Here is a 19,937-nt window from a genome sequence, read left to right as displayed (position 1 = left end):
TGATCTTATCTACTATATTAAACATTTTATTTTAACACGTTTGCTAATAGCGGTATTAGTTTTAAACCTATGAGTACAATTCCCCCTCCAGCCATAAGCTGCTTAATACCTTGAGATTTAGCACCAGATAGTGATAGGTAATCCTTTGATGTTATCTCCGGATTTTCCCCCACTTCACACCGTGCATGCGACTTTCACCGCACACGGCGTTCCATCACAAGAAAGATTTTCACGTTTTAACTAAGACTTACACACTTCGTAACAAATTATTTTTTTCTAAATTAGTGGCAATCCTGCCATTTTTCTAAGCTTATTACATTTCTCGATCTGCTTGACCGTTAAGCCAAGCTCTTTTATATATTTTTGGATTGTATCTTCTTTTGTTGCATGGATAAGTATATGAACTGCTTCTGTAACAAGAATTAAGTTGCTATAACTGTCTGTACCGCCTTGTTCAAGCGGTATCTTGTGATGGCAATGTATATCGTTTGGTGTAAGTTTTACACTTGTTACCCCACATCTGCCATATTGAGCTGCAAAGAGCGAGATTCTGTTGTCTGCAAACTCTATACTCTTATCAAGTACAGGATGTCTCATCAACCAAACAAGTGTATCTACATCAATTTGCAGATTTTTATGAATAAAAGCTCTACCCTTTACAGTGTATTTATTTACAACCTTTTTCTTGTGTTTTGCGTCCTTTGTCCTAATATATCCAACTGGAATTAGCGGATGTCCATTAAGGAAGCGAAGCTGTTTACTTTTTCCATATTTTTCTTTGATAAATCCTTTGTTTAGCGTTCCACTGGTTTTAATATCAAGTCTGTTGTTCATCTGCTTTTTAATGTGAAAGGCTATTTTAGCAAAGTCCAAACTTACATTTGTTGCTATTTGGTAGTAATTATGCAAGCCTGAAACAGTGGCATTATACTTGGCTATTGCTTTGTACTGTTCCTTTTCGTTTGCAGGTCTTTTTATATCCGCAACACATTTAGAAATATTTTCTTTTGCATTTTTCAGTGCCTTATCACTTATATGCGACTGTACAACAAACTTTTTGCCTTTTGGTTTAACCTTAAGCTTAAATCCTAAGAACTCCGAATACCTTTGTTTTAGATTTGTTATTTTAGATTTTTCTTCACTCACATTTAGTTTTAATCGGTCTTGCAACCATTTTGTAACTGCCTGATAGGTTCTTTTTGCATCGTAGTAATTACGGCAAAATATCTTAAAATCATCAGCATACCTTACAATGTATATTTCTTTTAGGTTGCTTGTTCTTAAAGCTCTGTAAGTATGGCTTTTTATCTCTGTTCCTTGACTGTTCGTTCTCTGTTTATATGGATAATGCGTAGGCATTGTCAGCCATTGAGATGAAACCCACCAATCTAATTCGTTCAAGACTACATTAGATAGTAGCGGTGATAATATTCCGCCTTGTGGTGTTCCCTTTGTTGGTGTAATTACCTTTTTATCGGGCATAACTATGTCTGCTTTAAGCATTTCCTTAATGATACAAAGTAACTTTTTGTCTTGGATTCCTAAATTCCAAAGCTGCCTTATGAGCTTTGCATGATATACGTTATCGAAAAATCCTTGTATATCAATATCGACTACATAGTGTAAGTGCTGTATCTGCATTAGTCTTGCACATTCTGCAATAGCATGTTCCGTACTCCTGTTAGGTCGAAACCCATAGGAACTGTCATGAAACTTGGCTTCACATATCGGCTCTAATATTTGCAAGATACATTGTTGTACAATTCTATCTACAATAGTTGGTATTCCTAAAGGTCTAATTTTCCCATTAGGCTTTCGCATTTCCACTCTCTTTACAGGGCGTGGCTTATACCAATGAAACTGTTTTTGTATGAGAGAAATGTATTCTTCTTCATTTAGCCTTGATAGATGTTTTATTGTTCTGCCATCTACCCCAGCGCCGTATGACTTCCTTTGTTCCCTTTTATACTGCGATAGGCAAGTTTAATATTTTCTCTTGAAGTTATCAACTCCATTAAATTTGAAAATACTTTATTATTACCGCTATCTTCATATAAATCATCAAGGACTTTTTGCAAGTCATAGTATTCCGTATAACGGATTTTGTTTTGTTTCAGTGTTTGTTTCGAAGTGGACACAGTCACCATCTCCTTTCGGATTTGATTTTCTTTGTCATACTCGAAGCTGTGTTTGTCTTAATTTCAGTTCTTGTACTTTCCTGTGACTGGTGGCTATCCCTCCACGAACTTATTATTTTCGCTTCATAGGTACTGTGCCACCACTTTCACCGAGATAAAGAATGGTTATATGCTGTTTTTTACAGTCATTTTCCCATTCAACACTTCATTAGCATTAGACTGCTTCCATGCTCTTGGCTTACCACGTTCCGACAATCTTATCTTTGAATACGTTTAGGTTCTTCCTCTAAGCCTGTGTTTAGTTTTCACCATATCGCCTGTAACGATATATGGATTTTCATAACAACCATTCTTACTCATCCACAAACACCCCATCTTTGATGGGAATTGCCGTTAGGCAAATTCAAACGTTTAGACCCTTACATTCGGAAGTACGTCAGTGCTTTGGTATACACATTCTCACCATGCGTATTCGACACCCGACATATAGGTAGCACCGTCCACCTCTGAACAGCTTTCGTGTCTGATGTTAATATCAGTCTTACGGCTACTCTCTGCCGACTTCACCGAGCTTTTGACAATGAAATAGTCTAATTTTCATTGCCAATCGGAGTATCAGTGTAGGCATTTCAGGGCGTTACCCCGTCATTCTACCTATCAGATTGCCAGTTCTCCTAAGTTTTGAACTTTCAGTCCTTCGACTTAGTGCATAAGCTTTTCACTTATGAACGTGTCGCACGGTTGTCATTCCCATAACCTTCCATTAGGTTGATAACACCCCATGCTCCAAGCCCTGCACCAATTGCTGTAACTAATATTTTTAATACATTTACTGCTTGTGTAAAAAATTCCATTTATATTTCCTCCTCTTTTTCTTCTTTTTCAATTTTATTTATGTGCTTTACGATAAAATTTTTAAATGTCTTGTCTTCTTTTTTTGTTTCCTTAAAATATCCAAAAATATGGATGTATTCTCCACTTTTAAATTCTTTCACACTTTTTGCCTTTTCCCCGTAGAGATTACAGTAGATATATTCTTTTTTAACCTTTCCTTCTTCTTTGTTCTTTCTAACTATTGTGAAGTTAGCTACTTCTTTTTCTCCTTCCTTTGTATCTATTGAAGTTGTTTTTATTTCTCCTACTAGATTTCCATTAATATTTAGCATTTCTCTTTCCATTTGTTCTATCTCCTTTATTCCATAAAAAAAGCGATAGTTTTTTCTATCGCTTCTACTTCTAATTCATTAATATTTCATTTTTCTCTGTATCTTATTTTTTCGGCTCATCTCGTATATATTTCATTCTTCCTCCTTTGGGCATAAAAAAACACCGAAATGTTTTTTTCGGTGTAAATTTCTCTATTTAATTTTATGGTTTTAGTAATTCTTTCCAGTTTTCTATAAAGCCAACATGCCTTAGTTCAATATTTTCATATCTTGCTATTAGTTCCGTTAGATCATGATAAAATTTTTTGTAATTTTCTTCTTCAGAAACTATTTTAAGATTTACTAATGTAGCAAATATTGTGTTGTTTGAAATATTCTTTTTTAAATATTCTTTATATAGCTTTGGTGATTTTGTAAGCTTTGCTCCATATAGCCTGCCATAATGGGCACATATATTTCTTATATAGGCAAAATTTTCTATCCAAGATTCAAAGTAATGGTAGTCTGTATGAAAGACTTTTGCAATTTTACTTTTATCTTCATTTTTCATATTCTTATACATTTTAGATAAAGTTCCAAAACTTGCTACTTCTATCACTGCATAGAGTGGAATTTCTCCACCTTCATAATTGTCTTTAAAGTTTTTTATAAAGGGTGAGCGTCTATTTCTTTTTGTTTCTCTTTCTAAATCATTTAATGCTTCTTTATATCTGTTTTTATATTTTCCCACATTTGACAAATCTTTGTAGCCAAAATTTCCATATTTTAAAGAAAAATAGTTTGTGATAACTGCTCTTAAAGAAACTTCAATATGTTCTATTATTTCAAATATGAGTTGTCTAAGTTCTCTATCAAATTTATATAAACTTACAATATCTTCAAAACTTATTCCTGATATATATCTTCCATCTTTTTTTAATGTGATACTATAAGCTTTAATCAGCCTGTAATAGGATATTCTTCCAAGAATTTTCTTAGCATAAGTTTTATCTTCTACTAAAAGTCCTAAATCTATTAAATTTTTTACTTGATTTTCTATACTAATCGGTTCTTGATAGATTTTTTTCATTTTTTCTCCTAAAATCAAATGACCCGACTTGGTCCGCATTGTTAAGAGGCGTGTCGGGTGCTGTTGAAATTATTATATGTTATAAAATATTTTTTGTCAAGTATTTCCTTTTAATCTTTCCTAAATATCTATCTTACTTCTAATTTTAAATTTATTCATATAATATTTCAACTACCATACTCTCTTTTAACTTAACCTCATCTTTTCTCTGCAGGTATTTCTCTATGTCAAATATATTTCTCTTATCATAATCTTCCAATAACTTGTAATTCTTATGCTTTGTAATATCAAATTTATCAGATAAGAAAGGTCTTACTCCTCTTAGTTGGTATATACACTTACCACCATCCATTACAGTTATTTCATCTTGACTCATAAGTTCCTTACCGGTTTTTTGATAATTTAAACCAAAGCTCTTTTGATTTGATCTTGTTTCTGATGTGTTATATAGGTCTATGGTTTCTTTGCCTAGGCTTTCAGATAATTCTTTTAATGTTGTTCTTTCTTTGCCCCCTAAAAATAATGTAGAATCACAATTGCCAACTATGGTATCGGCATTATCTTTATAGATACTTTTTAGTTGTGATTGTGCCTGTAATATTATACAAGCTGATATTTCTCTACTTCTAATAGTTGCTATCAGCTTTTCAAATTTAGGAATTAAGCCGATATTTGCGAATTCATCAAGTAGGCATCTCACATGAACAGGAAGTCTTCCGCCATATTCATCATCTGCTTTATCACATAATAGATTAAATAATTGTGAGTACATTATTGATACTACAAAGTTAAATGTATCATCTGTATCCGATATTATTACGAATAAAGCTGTTTTCTTTTCTCCAAGTGTATCAAGCTCCAGTTCATCTTCTTTCATTAAGTCCCTTAGTTCTTCGATATCAAATGGAGCAAGCCTTGCTCCACAGGATATAAGGATTGATTTGGCAGTTTTTCCAGTAACAACTTGTCAAGGACTTTCTAATCATTTTTATCGACTTTTTGATGTTTTTCTCTCTCCATTTCTCTAAGCATTATGCGTTTTAATTTGTCTTGCATTGTTTCTGTCGCATTTTCATTAAAGTGAACAACAACCTCATAAGTTGCTTTACCAATTTTCTTTATAGTTTTTATCCCTGTATTCTGTTCATTTTTATTTTCGTGCATATATTTTTCCTCCTGTTTGTTTCAATAAAAAAGACGATTAGATTTTTAATTTTCTAATCGCCTTTTAAGTGTCATATTTACATTTTTATTATCTCTGGCATACTTTGATACCTTTTCATACTTAAAGTCTTTAATAATGCCTTTCCACCTCTTTTACCTATAAAGATTCGCCTACGTCATAGTTCATTTTTTTATTTCCTCCTTTATGTCTTAGTTTTTCTTTATCTTCTTCATACCAATTAAGGATTGTTACATAATGGTCTTTATAGTATTTCCCAGAGCTTTTAATATATCTTGATAGCTTTTCAATCATTGTATCTGTATGACTTTGCAGCTTATCATTTAACTTATGATATTCTTCTTCAGTTAATCGAACATTTTGATATTTTCCGTAAAAAGAAACTGGGGCTGCTTGGTTTTCTTTTTCTCCTCTCCCCTTATCTATACTAACCTTATCTAATCTACCCTTATCTATACTGGGTTGACCACTTGACAACCTTTGGTTAACCAGATGACAACCAACTTTTTCTTCTGAAATATATGCTCCATTTTCCGTCTGATAAAGCTGTTGTTTCTGCTCTATATACATTGTTGGCTTATATCTGTCTTTTCTAATAAAGTTATTTATCTTCCAATGAGTAATGACGATAATTCCCTGATCAAAGACTATTACAAAGCCTTTTGCTATAAGTATTTTTAGGTCATCTTCATTTGCTCCTATAATTTTGATGATTTTCTTAGGATTATTTACAAAACCGTCATCATCTGCTCGCATTGATAGATGAAAATACAGACATTGACTACTTAGTGGCATATCCAAAAATAAGTCGCTATCCACTATCTTTAGTGAAAACATTCTTTTATCTGCCATGCTCTCCTACCTTTCTTCAAATAAAAAAAGACGATAGTTTTTACTTCTACCGCCTTGCGTATTGCTATGGTTTTTTCTAATTATATATTAAATTTTTAAATCTTTATTATTTAACATCTTACTAAACATATCATGGTACATATCTTTAGAAGATTCTTCTATCTTGGTAATACTTGATATTTTATTTCCCGCATCCTTTGACGAAGCTCCGCAAAGATAAAAGGCTTCATTTTCTGTTCCACAGTCTATTGCTATATATCTATCGTGATATTTTTTACCTGCTATCTTCAGTTTCAGGTCTATGTTAGGATAGTCTTTTCTAAAATCATCTAAGATATTTTTTGTAAGCATATCCTTGTTCTTAACATTATCACTAAAGACTATGATTTGAGTCTTATCTCTTGCAGCTCTTAAAAGTTCCAATGTTTTAAGTCCTATATAGTTATCTATAACATAAATACTTTTCTTTGCTGATTTATATATTTTTGTATAGGCAACATCAGCTTCTATCTTATCTCCATTCATCAAGAGGAAATGTTTATATGTTTCCGGGTCTATAAAATTATCCATTACCTTTTTCAAATCTTCTTTAGTAGCTAATGTGTTAATCTTACTATCTATCCTTGCGATATCATTTGTGTTTTGATTTGTTTGAATTGCTATTTGTACTAATTCTTTTGAACCGATAAAATCTTGGTTTTCAATGATGAAGTCTTTCATCTGCTTAAACATTCGTATTAAAGCCTTGCTCTGTTTAACGGCAAGTTCTCCCCTTAATACAGTCATAAGCATATAAATACCCTGCTCTGTAAAAGCATAAGGTAGTTTTCTACGACCGCCCCAACTTGATGTCGATTTTTTCGATATCAAGTTTTCAAACTCTGATTTCGTCAACTGAAACATAAAATCATCATCAAATTTCTCCGAATTATTTTTTACTTGTTCGTTAAATCTTGTCGTTGTATACCCATAGATTTCAGCCAACTCAAAATCAAGCATAATCCTTTGATTTCGTATATAGTAAATCTTACTTTTAATTGTAGTTTCATCTATAACTACAATTTCCTTATTTTTCTCTGCCACAAAATTCACCTCCTATATATTTTTGGGGCTACAAGTTGTAGCCATTTTCTCTTTATTTCATTTAGCTTACAGATCTTAAGCCAATTATCCATAATATTTTCAAAGCCTAATTTCTATAATTATACCAAAAATATTAAATCTTTTCTATCTCTCCCTCTCTCTTTATCTATCTCTATATCTTTATCTATCTATATCTCTATCTCTTGTCGGACATGGGTTGGACTCATTAAGGACAATGTCCTCTGTTTATTTTGTCTGTGAAAAATTCTTCTTTTAATTTTATCCAATAATATCTTTTGTTTGTTGCCATATCTACTCCTTTCTTGATTTTCGATAATCGAAATTCTTGATTTCCGATTTTCGGAATTCTGGACTTCTGCTTTTCGGAAGTCTTGTTATTGTGGTTATTTAAGGATGTAACTTTTCGTTACTCCCTTAGATTTCTCTGGTCATATCTTTTTTGCTTGGTTTTACTTTTTCTTTTACTTTTCTTTTGACTTTCTCTTTTGTCTTATCCTTGTTCTTGGATAGGTCTTTGTATTTCTTTATTTGCTTTAGGATACTTTCCTTTTCTTTTTTATTTTCCTTGGCTATGACTTGCTTAAAGGCATATTCCATTACTTTTATGTCTTTGGCTTGGAAGAATATTTCATAGTTTTTGCTTTCTTTGTTTTTCATTACTGAGAAACTTACTCCAAGTTTGTTTAGTTCTTTTTTTAAGTCTTTGAGGTCGCTTTGATCTATGCTTATATTTTCTAGTTGTCCTTTCTTGTAGAGGTCTTTTATTTTCATTTCATCGCCCATAAGACTTTTGAGGTTTCCGTTTGCTTTTTCTAAAGTATCATTCATCTTTTTTCTTATTTCTTTGTCTAAGTTGATTGTTTCTTTTGCTGCCTTTATTGTGTATGATATTATGGTTTGTGCTGCTTGACCTGCTTCTTTGCTTATTTCTTCGTTTATCATGCTTTTATCTCCTTTGTTTGAATTAAAAAAAGGGAAGTATAGGCTTTAATTTTTCTATACTTCCCTTTGCTTGTTTTTATTTGGTTGTTGTTGTTGGTGGTGGAATGCTTATTTTAGATGTTTTTATATATTTCTTAGGTCTTTATACCTTTTATACTTTTAAATAGCTTACAATACCTTTCCACCTTTAATAGTTTGTGTGTGTTCTTTTGTCTGATAGATAGTTTTTCATGTTAGAATATATAATCTGTATTTCTTCATTGTTCATTGCTTTTATTTCTTCTGTGCTTTTATATGTTTTGTATGTTCCATCTTGATCTGCTTTTATGAGTTCATCTATTAGCTCTTGCCTTTTATTCATCTCTATTACCTCCTAGATCTGCCTTTATTTTCTTGGTCATATTATAGCTTGGATAAGATATTTTTACCAGGTCTTATCTTTCTTGATTTTTGTAATAGTCTTTAGTCATTTGTCTTTTTTTATTAAAACTATCACTATCTTGCTTATACTCTTTTATCTTTTCTATGATACTTTCTTTTTCTCCTCTCTTGATTGCCTTGTCAATTTCAATACTTAGGTCTATGCCATAATCGTCATTGACTGTCTTGACTGCATACTTGATATGGTTGATACTTTCGTACTCTTCTTTGATTGATTGTGATTGTCTGTTGAGTTTCGATATTTCATCTTCAAGGCTTTGGATTTCTTTTTTCCAGTCTTTAGACTTAATCGCCGATGAGCCTGTTATCTTTTCAAGAATTGCCCTTGCTCTTTTATATTTATCTATCTCATCTTTATGGGAATTGTAAAAGCTGTCTTTGAATAGGGATTTACTGTTCCATTCCTCAAAGACTTTTTTGTTATCCTTGATGATGTCCGCATAGGCAAAGCATTTATTTAAGTTTTCTATTCTTGTGGTTTTCGCCTTAATGTCTTGACTAATTTTCTTATTTTGGGATTGTAATGTGCTTATCTTTTCTTGTAGGTCGGCTATGGTTTTAAGATTGTTGCCTTTCAGATATATTCTTGCTTTGGAAAATCGTCTTAGGTCTGCACCTATCTTTTTGTTGCTTGCATAGGGATTTAACTTTCTTGCTTTTTCTCCCTGTAAGTCATAATAAATACTGATGTACTCATAGAGATTAAAGAGTTCCGCCTTGTTCTCATATTCTTCTTTTTTCTCCTGTTTGTATTCATCATATTTTACTTGCAGACTTCCAAGTAACGAGCCTATCCAAGACGTAAGTTTGGATAGCTCCTCTTTTAATTTTCTAAATTCTAAATTCAAGGCGATGATTTTTCTGTTTTGGTTTCCTCTCTCTGTCTGTATGCCTTTTTTCTCCATCTGATAACTGCTTGTGCCTAAATGAATTTGCGGGAGTTCTTCTCTGCCTTGTTCTTTAAAGGTGCGTGGATCTATCCTTTTATTTATGTTGTTTCTTGCCAAGTATTCGTTTGCTTTCTTTGAAAAGTTTTCTCTCCACTCTTTTGCTTTGTCAGGTTCGTTCCAATCGTTCAAATTTACTTTTCTTGATTTATAGTTTCCGCTTTTCAGTTTTATCTTTTCTCCGTTTTCATCAAGGATATATTCTTTTCTGCATTTCGGTTTCCAATTCCCTTTTTCGTCTATTTCTCTAAGGGTAAGTAGGATATGGGCGTGTGGTTGTTCTTCATGATCGCTTGCCATAGGATTATGAATATTACAGTCTGCTATCATACCTTTAGAAGTAAAGTTTTCTTCTATAAATTCGCTGATTAATTTTATTCTGTCCTGTTCATTTAATTCTCTTGGAAGTGTAAAGAGCAGATTTCTTGCAAGTTGTGAATTTTTACTTTTCTCTATTTTTTCAACACTATTCCATAGGTATTCTCTGTTTGAAAACTTTTTCGGGATATGTTCCGGCAGAAATATTTTTGAGAATACAAGGTCTTCTTTTTTAGAATAGTCATGTGTTTTTCCATAGTATTCATCTTGTAATTTATCTCTTGCATTGTATGCAGCTTTTGCAATCACGCTATGCCCTTTTGACCTTGCCACAATATCTACATGGGTATGCAAACTTTTGATTTCCATTGTCTTTTCCTCCTTTATCTGTTTTCAATTTTGGGATTTTACTATCCTAATGTTCAGGTCGTATCTTCGCTCCCTTTTTCAAAGGGCGCAAAGATACACCGTTTGACTACGGTGCTTTGCGTTCCTGCGGAAAGCTTATAGCTCCGTTAAGGAAACAAAAACGCTAAAGCATTTTTATTTGTTCAAGGGGGCTACTCCCCCTTAGACCCCTGTGAACTTTGTTTTTTGTAGATTTTTCAAATCCACAAAAAAGCAAAGTGTTAAAATGTTTCTCACTTTGCTCCATCTCAGTTTCTAATACATTTTCTGTTTTCCTTATTCTTCCTCTGTCAGTTCTTCAAAATCATCATTTGCATTTTCCTCTTTAAGATTTGGATTTTCTTCTAAAGAGATTTCTTTTTCTTTTAAATGAATTTCTGTAAGTTCTTTTAGCTTTTCTCTATTTCGATTATCGGAAAGTACATAATCTAAAAAGGCATAGATTAAATCATTGTCGGTACTTTCTTCTGCTCCGGTTATCTGTTTTTCAAATTTCTCAAACACGCCTCCTTTTTCTACTTTTCGTTTCGTGTCCGCCTTTCTTTTTAGCTGTGATTTCTTTTGTCTTAGTTGCTTAATTTTGTTTTCTACCTGTTCTTTTTTCTTAGTTTCTTTTTCCAACTGGCTCATTACATTTTCTAACTCTTTCATTTTTCATTCCTCCATTTCAATATTGTTGTGTTCCAAACAAAGAAAGGCTAAGCACCTTTCTTTGATACTTAACCTTTCATCATTTTTTAGATTTTATCTTCTAAAATCTTTCTTAGTTTTTCTAAAATTTGATCCCTCCTTTGTCCGATTGCCTGATGTGTAACTTTCTCTTTTCTGCTGATTGACCTAAGACTTTCTTCTCTGTAGAAGATGGCTTCCATTAACTCTCTTTCTTCTTTTGTCAGTGTAGCTAATGCCTTATGCAGTTCTTCAATTTGCATTTTGACTTCTACAATTTTTTCTAAGTCTATTTTTTCATCTATGATGTTATCTACAAAGTGTCCATCATGATCTAATGATGAAAATGGAATAACTCCATACTTGCAATCCTTTTTCTGAAGATATTTTTCATGCTCTGTTATCTTCCAATAGGCTTTGTAGACTTCTTCACTTATGGGTATAGCTTCCCCTTTGACATAAAGGTAATATTCCTTATTAGGCATTGTGTTATCCTCCTTTTTAAGTTCTCTGTTTTGCTTTTTGAGAATAAAAAAGGAGGACTTCTACACTTTGACGTAAAAAGTCCTCTCGGCTTAAAAACTAATATTTTATATGATTTTCTATTTTGTTGTTTCTGGTAAAGTGTTATTGCTACGTGTAAGCAATTCCAAGCATAAAAAAGGATAAATGTATCTTATGTGACTAACAGAATTTAGTGTTCCCATTATTTATCCCTCCATTACTTAGCTACATATTTTTCCCTCCTAAATAAATCTTTTATAAACTTTAAATGCCATCTTTTTTGCATTTATCATTGGCAAATTTTATTTTCCTAACTAAGATAACAGCTAAACCAAATGACAAAACATCTGCCACTGGTTGAAGCAAATATATTCCAAATTGCCCAAATATATTTGATAAAGTATACAATAACGGAATATAAAATATTCCTTGTCGTGAAATTGAAATTATTGATGCCCAAAAATATTGTCCAATATTTTGCATTAGCATACTACTAATCGCAAAGTATCCTAAAAGTGGCATTGTAATACATTGCATACGCAGTATCTCTGTACCGGCTAAAATAACTTCATTATCATTTGACATTGTTCTAATAAGCGGTTCAGAAAAAACATATAACAAAATAGCCGCTATAATTAAAAATAAAGTACCTCCTGTTACTGCAAATTTAAAAGCCTTTTTAACTCTATCATATTGCTTTGCCCCGTAATTCATCGCACAGATAGGCTGAAAACCCTGACCCCAGCCTATCATTATCATATATGCTAATGCTAATATCCTTGAGCTTATTGTTAATGCTGCTATAACACCATCACCGTATTTTGCGGCTACAACATTCAGTAAAATTAAAGCGATACTTGTGATAAATTGTCTTGAAAAATTAGGCATTCCTCCTGCCAGAATATGATATACTCTATCTTTATTTATTCTTACTTTTTTTAAATCAACAGCAGTATTTCCATTTTTTTCTGATAAATTCGTTAATACGATGCAACCTGTAATTTGTCCTATCAATGTTGCATATCCAGCTCCAATAAAGCCGAATTTAAACCCAAACATCAATACAGGATCCAGAACTATATTGACAACCATTCCTATCAATAATCCTATCATTCCATCTTTCACATTCCCACAAAGTCTTAATTGATTGTAAAGAGTAATAGAATAAAGACCAAATGGTATGCTGACAATAATCACCTTTAGATACTGCACTGTAAAATTCAACAAACTTTCAGAAGCACTTCCACCTATAAATTTTGACAGCGGTAAAACAAAAAACCATGATAAAATAGCTATTAAAATACCAATGACAATAGCAAAGAGAATTCCAATAGACGATATAATTTCTGCTTCTCTTTCTTCATTTTCTCCAATTTTTTTTGACATTATGTTTCCACTTCCATACCCAAACCAAAATCCAATAGCTTGAATAAAACTCATAAAGCTAAACACGATACCGATAGCAGCTGTCATGGATTTATTATTTAAAATACCGACAAAAAATGTATCAGTCAGATTATAAATTACCATGACAAGCATACCTATAATGGTAGGAATAGAAGTTTTCACTAATAATGGCAGAAGATTATCGTTTAAAATGGCTTTTCTTTTCAATTCTTTTTTATTATTACTTGAGTTCATACTACAAACCTCTAACTACACCTTTATTACCGTCTACTTGAATCATATCCCCATCTTTGAATTTGGTAGTTGCAAAACCAACTCCAAGAACTGCCGGTATATTATATTCTCTTGCAACAATTGCAGCATGGCTTAAAGCAGAACCTGTATCTGCCACAACAGCACTTGCCAGCTTAAATAATGGAGTCCACTCAGGATCTGTAAGATGACAAACTAATATATCTCCTTTTTTCATTTTATAAAATTCTTTGGGACTATTTATCAGGCACACCTTTCCAACTGCAATACCAGTGCTTCCGCTTACTCCTTTTAAGACATCACCATCCGTTTTAAAAATCAATAACTTTGAAGCTTCCCATACTTTCATTGCTAAAGGAAATTTTTCGTTTCTCCTATTTATTTTTTCCTTATCTGATTCATTTAAATTACCTCTGTTAATTGCTTTAAGTAATTCTTTATGAAAAAGATTAGCCACTCCTATTTCTATGTTTTCATCACCCAAGAGTATAAAGTTAATTCTTTTAACACACTTCCTTACATAATAAAATAGTGTTTCCCACAAATATTGACTTTCTTCACGAACCACATGAAAATATCTAAAATATTTTATCTGTTTTTCTATATCCTGATACTTTTTACCATAGATTCCCTCTATACTCTCCATAAGCTTAGAAAAATCCTTTGTATCTTTACTTTCATTACTATTTTCATTTAATATAGGTCGTAATATATTTGTTAGCCTATCAGGATCTTCGAGAAATGTTTTTGCAGATAAACAATAACAGTTATAATCAGATTTAAAGCCATTATCTTTCATAAACTCATCTGATATATTCTTAAAATCATTAAACTTTTTATATAATTCCTTAAAATTATCTCCGGAAATTATCGCTCTTTTTAAAGCTTCATTTTTTCTTATATCACAAGCCATTGTATAGACATCATTTGTAATCACCGATGTTTTATTATCTAAGTCCCAATAAAAATCAAACGATGAGTAATTGCTATTTACTTTTTTTATTATTTTGGTAAATTTCTTGCTATTTAATACTGATGGAAATAAGGCATACTTAAATCTATCATAAGCAAGCTTTTGCAAAAGAGCATAACTTTCTTCTAAAAAATTTCCACACTCCATTAATGTCATATTTTCAAAATTTAAGTGCTTGATTTCTTCTATCTCAGTTTCATATATATTCATAAAATCTTTGCACTTCTTATAACAGAACTCAAAATCTTTCATGTTCTTTAAGATATTAAAAAAATTGAAAATATTCTTTCCAATTCGCTTTCCTTCATCAGAAAAAGTTTGTATGCCATCATCATCTATAATTGGATTTCTTGGTAAAATAATCCCACCTTCTGATAAAATGTTTACTTTCTGATCATTAATTGCCATTAAATAATCGAAATCAAGGACTCTATGTGCAAAAGGCATTTTTTCTAAAAAGAATGACATTACTTCTCGTGTATCCTTTTTGATTTTTTTACCCTTTATATACTTCTCTATTAAATCATTGCCAGTTATATCATTTCCGGAATTTTTTAATGTGGTAATCGCTCTCGCCTGTAAAATATATACAATATCATTTTTGATTGCCCATTCAATATCCATAGGCATGCGATAGTGTTTTTCAATCTCTAAACCACACTTCATAAGTTCAAGTATTTCTCTATCATTTAATGCACGAGTTTTTCTTTTATCAGAGCTTACTGCTACTTCAACAGTTTCCTTATCCCCATATATAATCTGTGTTTCCTTGCTTCCAATATTTACTTGAGCTATTTTCCCTGATTTATCAATAATGTAGCTATCAGCTGTAACTCTTCCGCTTACAACACTTTCTCCTAATCCAAAGCTTGCATTTATTTGCATTTCATTTTCTTTTTTGTTTACTGGATTTACGGTAAATAAAACTCCTGATTTTTCACTCTCTATCATTTCTTGAATAACAACTGCAATAGAAACTGAAGTTTGATCATAACCTTGATGAAATCTATAACTTACAGCTCTATTTCCCCAAAGCGAAGCATAACAATTACGCACTGCATTCAATACACTTTCAATACCTTGAACATTTAAATAAGTTTCTTGTTGCCCTGCAAAACTGGCATCTGGCAAATCTTCTGCCGTTGCTGAAGAACGCACTGCAACTCTTGTATTATTTCCAAGATCAAAATATTTTTCTCTTATTGCATTCTCTAACCTTTCAGGAAATTTTCCAGACTTTATCTTTCCTCTAAAATGCTCAGCTTCATTTAGAAGTTTTCTTTTATCATCTACTGATTTTTTAATTCCATTTTCAATGAGAATATCAATCCCATTTACTTTTAAAAAATCTCTATATGCGTCTGCTGTTATAACAAATCCACTTGGAACATTTATTTTAGCAGAAGTCATTTCTCCAAGATTAGCACCTTTACCTCCAGCAACTAATACATCTTCCTTTTTTATCTCATTAAAATCCAGAATCATTGTTATCACCTTCCCTTATACAATTAAATTTCTATATATTTAAAAACAATGCTTTGTATATAAATATTAAGCACTTCTTCAAAGGTATCTTTATTAAAATGGAAATAATTTGAACATAGAACGAAGCTGCCAACAAAGGCATTTGATAAGCCTTGCTTATCTACGCTTTTTACTACATTATTTTTGTACCAATAATCTATTAACCTATCCAAAAAATCACCATATAGATTTTCTACTCTATTCACTTTCTTTGAATCTTGACTTGCAAATATTCTAAATGCCTCTTTATAAATTGGCTGAGTTTTAATTTTCTCAGTCATATCTATCGAATACTTAAAAATTACCTCTGAAAGGAATTTTTTGGGATTCGTAAGTGAATTTGAAAATTCTTTTTCAATGTTCTCCAATTTTTGTATTGATCTATATGCCATTAAATCAATGACAAGAGATTCTTTATCTTTCCAAAAATTATAGAAACTCCCTTGAGCTATTCCGACTCTTTTTGTCAATTCCGAAATGCTAAGTGATTTTGTCCCTTTATCATGAAATAAATCAAGAGCCGTTTCCATAATATCTTCTTTTATTTTAATCTTCTCTTCTTCTGTAAATGCTTTTGCCATTTTAAGCCTCCTAAATATTATAAATACTTTTATGAATTTTTCATTTTTTATTCATAGATATTATAACCCCAGCAAACATAGAAGTCAATGAATATTTTATTTTTTATTCATTGACTTCTGAGATATATTATTCAATTAAAATGTTCTGCATTTCACATACCGGTATCCCTCCCCTTTTCAAAACCTTTAATTTCTCCTGTTTCTTTTGCTCCCTTCTTGCCTTATATTTATCCTCATACTCTTTCTGTTTTCCGCTTGCTTTTCGTTTCAGGTAATTTTGATGTAGCTTGTCTTTTCTTTCTTCGATTTTTCTTTCTTCTTCCTCAAGTTTTTGTTTTTCTTCATCACTTAACTCCGCCTGTGGCAGTTCATAATTGCCTATGAAATTAAAGTAAATTTCTATCTTTTGCTTTGATGTCTGACTTCCTTTTCTATCTCTTTCATGTACGATAATCTTTTCTACAAACTCATTTATCATTGTAGTTGTAAGTTCATCAAAGTTTTCATAACGACTGATAAGAGATATAAATTTTTTAGCTCTGTCTGTTTCTTTTTCATATCTTGATACCTGCTGCTCCAAATCCTTAATTTCTTTACTTAAAGTTATCTGCTCCGTTTCATATTGGTTATTTAGCATTTCATATCTGCTATTTGGTATTTTGTTAAGGATCATATCTTCATAGATACGACACATCAGTCTTTCTAATTCCTGTAATCTTCCTTTGCTGTCAATAAGCCTTGTGTATTTCTTTTCTATCTCTATTTTTTCCTTTTCTTCCATTTCATTTTGAATGGAACGGATAAAGGCTTCATTATCTTCATAAAGGTATTTTTTAATATCTTTTAGTGTTTCCCTAATAAGATTTAAGACTACTTCTGCTTTTATTCTGTGTGCTGATGGACAAAGTGTGCCACAAGGTGTTTTGGTATAGGCACTGCAAGTGTAATAGGGAATATTCTTATAATTGCTTGTTCTATGAACATACATCTTGCTCCCACAATCCGCACAATACATCAATCCTGTTAGTGGGTGATATTCGCCCCAACCATCAGGATACCTTTTTACATTTCCTCTTATCCTTTGCACATTATCAAAGGTTTCTTGGTCTATGATTGGCTCGTGTGTATTTTCAAAAATAAGCCAGTTATCCTCGGATACATATTTGCTTTTCTTGTCCTTGAAGTGCTTTCTGGTTTTGAAATTGACTGTATGCCCCAAGTATTCTTGTTTCTTTAAAATGCTTGCTATAGTTGAACTGCACCAACGATAGGGATGTTCAAAGTTTTTGCTTTGATATAGTCCATAGCCTAATTTCTGTTGATGATAGGCGGGTATATCTACTTTTTCACTCTCCAATATCTTTGCTATTCGATACGGACCATTGCCTTGCATGGTCAGGTTAAATATTCGCCTTACTATCTCTGCTGCTTTTTCATCTACAATCCATTTGTTTTTATCTTTTTCATCTTTGATATAGCCATAAGGCGGTGTGCTTGCAGTATGTTTCCCACTTTCGCCTTTTGACCTGAAAGTCGATTGTATTTTTCTTGATGTATCTCTTGCATACCATTCATTCATGATATTTCTAAAGGGAGTAAAATCATCTTCTCTGTAAAAACTATCTACATTATCATTGATAGCGATTAGTCTTACGCCCTTTTGTCTTAGTATCTCCATACATTGACCGACTTTGAGATAATCTCTGCCAAGTCTGCTCATATCTTTTACAATGATACAACCGATATTTCCAGTATTTACTCCATTCATCATTTCCATAAAGCCTGGTCTATCAAACTGTGTCCCGCTTATTCCGTCATCTGTAAAATGGATGATGTTGGTTAAATTATTCTTACTTGCATATTCTTCAAGGATTTTCTTTTGATTAACGATTGAATTACTTTCTCCTTCAAGTTCATCATCTCGACTTAATCTTTCATAGAGTGCTGTTATCTTTTCAAAATTCCTCACTTTTTCCTCCTTCCTCTTAATTTCTTAAATAAAAAAGAATTAAGAAGTACATATTTCACTAAAACAGTGATTAAGTGTTCTCCTTAATTCTATTACTCCTGCTGCAAGTTTGTATTTCTTGTATTGTTTTACTGCGAAATGATTTGGCTTTTCTTTTTCTAATGCTTCAAACATATAGTCTACTGCATTTTTAAAATTTTCATCTTCTTCTCTTACCTCACTTGCATCTATCATAGCAAGTAAAGTTGTAAAGTTCTGTTCTTCTTTAGGAGCTTCATACCAGATATATCCTATAAGTGCTGTGTAATAGAGTTTTTCAGCTTTCACCCAAAAATCCTCAGTTGATTTTTCTCCTTCTCCCTTAGTATTTGCAATTATTGTTTGTACTAATTTCAAAATATCTTTTTCACTTTTCAAGTATGCAAAGGGATTATATCTCATGGATTTTTTAAAGTTTATTGTGTTTAATATTTTTATCTCATATCCATTTCTTTCCAACATTTTCCCACATTCCAAGACTAATGTTCCTTTTGGATCGGTTACTACATATGAAGAGTGCATTTGCATGAGATTTGGCTTTACAAAAAACCTTGTTTTACCACTACCAGAACCTCCAATTACCATTACATTTTTATTTCTCGCATATTTTGGATTTTTAGGTCTATTGTTCATGGTAAGTCTTTCAGTTTGAGTTAGTAGCACATTGTTTTCAAACTTCTTGTCAATGTATGGCTCAATGTCTTTTTCATTTCCCCATCTTGCCGATCCATATTCTCTGCCCTCTCTAAACTTTTTTGCATTTTTCTTTTTCTGTATAAGGATTAACTTAATAACTACTGATAGAATTAGACTGGGTATAAGGTTTTTTATTTTTAATGATGGAATATATTTTAAAGTATCTATTTGACTAAAAGCTACTAGAATTCTATCTATTATATCTCCTCCTACATAAGAGTTGACATGGCTTGCAAAGATATTTCCTATATAAAAAAATAAGAGGTAAGGAAGATTTTCTAATACAAATTTCTTCTTATCTCTTATCTTAAAAACATTTTTTATATCTTTTATTATTTCATTTAGTATTTTCGAATTAATCACTTCCTCTCCATAAAAAAGAGTAGATTTCTCTACCCATTAGTATTTTATTTATCTTTTTTATATCTTATTACTGGAACTTGTTTTATTTTTTTACCTATCTTTTTTCTTTCCAAGACAAAAATCATATTTTCATTTCTTTTAAAATATCCTAAATCTTTATGGTAGCTTATACCACACTTGCAATGTAGTAGGCCTATAAATTGTTGTTTCATCTTTCTTTTACATTTTGGGCAAATATTTTTCTTCATTTCATACACTTATACTTTACTTTCAAAGGTAGCTTTTAGTTTCTTTCCTAATACTTCTGCTCTCATTTTTTATCTATAGATAAGAGAAATTCTTCTACTGGATGATTCCAATCTTCTTTTTCATAGTATTCAACAATACAGCTA

The 19,937-nt window shown here is 31.8% G+C and carries 16 protein-coding genes and 5 pseudogenes; all 21 read right to left on the bottom strand.

The features are described 5' to 3' along the window. Positions 1–26 precede the first annotated feature (26 nt). Positions 27–125, bottom strand: a pseudogene (locus L6651_RS09190) (Maff2 family mobile element protein); the annotation flags it as partial. 151 nt (positions 126–276) lie between these two features. Further along, a complete protein-coding gene (locus tag L6651_RS09525; protein ID WP_465221316.1) occupies positions 277–597 on the bottom strand; it encodes an HNH endonuclease signature motif containing protein in 321 nt (106 codons plus the stop codon). Between the two features lie 240 nt (positions 598–837). Next, a pseudogene (gene ltrA, locus L6651_RS09520) lies at positions 838–1,947 on the bottom strand (group II intron reverse transcriptase/maturase); the annotation flags it as partial. Positions 1,948–2,863: 916 nt separating this feature from the next. Further along, positions 2,864–2,992: pseudogene (locus tag L6651_RS09180) on the bottom strand (Maff2 family mobile element protein); the annotation flags it as partial. Further along, positions 2,993–3,316, bottom strand: coding sequence for a single-stranded DNA-binding protein (locus L6651_RS09175; protein WP_111890497.1), 324 nt, complete (start codon positions 3,314–3,316; stop codon positions 2,993–2,995). Positions 3,317–3,506: 190 nt separating this feature from the next. Further along, positions 3,507–4,373 (bottom strand): Abi family protein, encoded by an 867-nt coding sequence (locus L6651_RS09170; RefSeq protein ID WP_150867908.1) that lies wholly within the window; start codon positions 4,371–4,373, stop codon positions 3,507–3,509. Between the two features lie 151 nt (positions 4,374–4,524). Next, positions 4,525–5,340 (bottom strand): annotated as a pseudogene (locus L6651_RS09165) (VirD4-like conjugal transfer protein, CD1115 family); the annotation flags it as partial. An 11-nt stretch (positions 5,341–5,351) separates the two neighbouring features. Next, positions 5,352–5,537, bottom strand: coding sequence for a transposon-encoded TnpW family protein (locus L6651_RS09160; protein WP_016648552.1), 186 nt, complete (start codon positions 5,535–5,537; stop codon positions 5,352–5,354). Between the two features lie 157 nt (positions 5,538–5,694). Next, positions 5,695–6,408, bottom strand: a complete 714-nt coding sequence (locus L6651_RS09155; RefSeq protein ID WP_237037605.1) for a replisome organizer — start codon at positions 6,406–6,408, stop codon at positions 5,695–5,697. A gap of 87 nt (positions 6,409–6,495) precedes the next feature. Next, positions 6,496–7,491 (bottom strand): ORF6N domain-containing protein, encoded by a 996-nt coding sequence (locus L6651_RS09150; RefSeq protein ID WP_144398887.1) that lies wholly within the window; start codon positions 7,489–7,491, stop codon positions 6,496–6,498. Positions 7,492–7,926: 435 nt separating this feature from the next. After that, positions 7,927–8,454 (bottom strand): PcfB family protein, encoded by a 528-nt coding sequence (locus L6651_RS09145; RefSeq protein WP_237037604.1) that lies wholly within the window; start codon positions 8,452–8,454, stop codon positions 7,927–7,929. Positions 8,455–8,641: 187 nt separating this feature from the next. Beyond that, positions 8,642–8,815, bottom strand: a complete 174-nt coding sequence (locus L6651_RS09140) for a hypothetical protein (RefSeq protein WP_002841910.1) — start codon at positions 8,813–8,815, stop codon at positions 8,642–8,644. Positions 8,816–8,888: 73 nt separating this feature from the next. Continuing rightward, on the bottom strand, positions 8,889–10,529 hold the full coding sequence (gene mobQ, locus L6651_RS09135) for a MobQ family relaxase (protein ID WP_237037603.1): 1,641 nt from the start codon (positions 10,527–10,529) through the stop codon (positions 8,889–8,891). A 315-nt stretch (positions 10,530–10,844) separates the two neighbouring features. Next, a complete protein-coding gene (locus tag L6651_RS09130; protein WP_002416385.1) occupies positions 10,845–11,219 on the bottom strand; it encodes a hypothetical protein in 375 nt (124 codons plus the stop codon). An 86-nt stretch (positions 11,220–11,305) separates the two neighbouring features. After that, positions 11,306–11,722: a sigma-70 RNA polymerase sigma factor region 4 domain-containing protein gene (locus L6651_RS09125; RefSeq protein WP_002416386.1), complete on the bottom strand. Its 417-nt coding sequence runs from the start codon at positions 11,720–11,722 to the stop codon at positions 11,306–11,308. A gap of 283 nt (positions 11,723–12,005) precedes the next feature. Further along, positions 12,006–13,382 (bottom strand): MATE family efflux transporter, encoded by a 1,377-nt coding sequence (locus L6651_RS09120; protein ID WP_224217993.1) that lies wholly within the window; start codon positions 13,380–13,382, stop codon positions 12,006–12,008. A gap of 1 nt (position 13,383) precedes the next feature. Beyond that, the gene (locus L6651_RS09115) at positions 13,384–15,858 is read right to left on the bottom strand and encodes a PEP/pyruvate-binding domain-containing protein (RefSeq protein WP_237037602.1); all 2,475 of its coding nucleotides are present in this window, start codon (positions 15,856–15,858) and stop codon (positions 13,384–13,386) included. A gap of 23 nt (positions 15,859–15,881) precedes the next feature. Next, positions 15,882–16,478: a TetR/AcrR family transcriptional regulator gene (locus tag L6651_RS09110; protein WP_237037601.1), complete on the bottom strand. Its 597-nt coding sequence runs from the start codon at positions 16,476–16,478 to the stop codon at positions 15,882–15,884. Between the two features lie 127 nt (positions 16,479–16,605). Further along, complete coding sequence (locus L6651_RS09105) at positions 16,606–18,447, bottom strand: recombinase family protein (RefSeq protein ID WP_237037600.1); 1,842 nt, start codon at positions 18,445–18,447, stop codon at positions 16,606–16,608. 96 nt (positions 18,448–18,543) lie between these two features. Further along, positions 18,544–19,545, bottom strand: a pseudogene (locus tag L6651_RS09100) (VirD4-like conjugal transfer protein, CD1115 family); the annotation flags it as partial. A gap of 44 nt (positions 19,546–19,589) precedes the next feature. Then, entirely contained in the window at positions 19,590–19,793 is a 204-nt protein-coding gene (locus L6651_RS09095; RefSeq protein WP_019107276.1) for a hypothetical protein, read from the bottom strand. Positions 19,794–19,937 lie beyond the last annotated feature (144 nt).

Origin of the sequence: Mediannikoviicoccus vaginalis, assembly GCF_928097925.1 — a bacterium.
Taxonomy (GTDB): Bacteria; Bacillota; Clostridia; order Tissierellales; family Peptoniphilaceae; genus Mediannikoviicoccus; species Mediannikoviicoccus vaginalis.
This window is presented reverse-complemented; position numbering and strand designations above follow the sequence as displayed.